Origin of the sequence: Bacillus zhangzhouensis (assembly GCF_000715205.1) — a bacterium.
Taxonomy (GTDB): domain Bacteria; phylum Bacillota; class Bacilli; order Bacillales; family Bacillaceae; genus Bacillus; species Bacillus zhangzhouensis.
Map to the genome: position 1 here is coordinate 1 of NZ_JOTP01000071.1, position 1,122 is coordinate 1,122.

Genomic DNA, 1,122 nt, shown 5'->3' on the forward strand with positions numbered 1-1,122 from the left:
CTCCTTTGTCCGGGTAGTAGTAAACCGTCGCTAGGGCTTGCTGTAAGGCTTTTACTTCTGATCCCTTTGTGAGAGGCTTTGTAATTTTTAAAATGCCTGTTGGCAAACCATACGACTTTTTAGCAGGCTTGGAAGCTGCTGTTTTGGATGGTTCTACTTTTGTTGGTTTAGCAGACGGCTTTTTATTTGTGTTAGCAACTGCGATCCCGGCTTTGAAGCTGTCCCAACGATCAAGCAACCTGCGGGGACATTCTTTTCCACTCCATCTTTTATGAGGAACAACGTTTGACAATGGAATGCCTTGATCCGTCATTAATTGGCGAATCAACCATTGAGCATTCTCTACCGCCTTCTCAAAATTCCTGTCACTATTTTCACAAATTTCAATGCCTTTTGGTATTAAAAAAAGCCGCCTGGGGCAGCCCTTTATTTTGTTAATCCTTTTCTTCTTGCTGCCCTTTAGATGTCACATAATTGTTTTTGAACCATCGACAAGGGTTGTCAATCATTGAGCCAGCAAGGTATAAAGTATCAGTTAATGTTTTTACCTGGTCTTCACTGATCGGCAAAACAGGTTTGCCAAACATGATTAACCCCTGGTTGATCAATGCAATAAAAAGTAGCACCGTGCGGATCACTGTGCCTTTGTCTAAATTCTTCATATTCAACTCCCCATTTCAGTTATTTTTGGTTTCTTTCAATGCGATCGAGCTTCTCGATCACGACGTCATACTTCTCACTAAACTTTTTAAAAGCGTTGATAGAATCATTTATATATTTAATTGCAGCAACTATTTCATCATTGTGGAAATAGCTTAATCCTAAGTTATACAACGCTGATCCTATTAATCTTTTAGCGTCGCTTTCCGTTGCTTTTTCTAGTGCATGTTCAAAATGAGGCTTTGCTTTTTCGGGGCAACCCATATCAATGTAATTTAAGACATCATTTTGAGCGTCTATTTGCTCGTTTAACTTGTTTTCACGCTCTTTTGTCGTGTTCAATACATAAAACAGCACCCAACAAAAAAGCACCGCAAAGGGTTCTTGTGTCATTAAATATTGTGCCAAATCCATTTCCAACAATCTCACCTTTATATTGATGACTCAGATGATAGTGAACCT

At 39.3% G+C, this 1,122-nt stretch carries 1 protein-coding gene and 2 pseudogenes; all 3 read right to left on the reverse strand.

All coding sequences use genetic code 11. The features are described 5' to 3' along the window. Positions 1 to 391, reverse strand: a pseudogene (locus BA70_RS18820) (N-acetylmuramoyl-L-alanine amidase); the annotation flags it as partial. A 43-nt stretch (positions 392 to 434) separates the two neighbouring features. After that, positions 435 to 662 (reverse strand): phage holin, encoded by a 228-nt coding sequence (locus BA70_RS18825; protein WP_034325270.1) that lies wholly within the window; start codon positions 660 to 662, stop codon positions 435 to 437. Positions 663 to 936: 274 nt separating this feature from the next. After that, positions 937 to 1,080: pseudogene (locus BA70_RS20440) on the reverse strand (BhlA/UviB family holin-like peptide); the annotation flags it as partial. Positions 1,081 to 1,122: the final 42 nt, after the last annotated feature.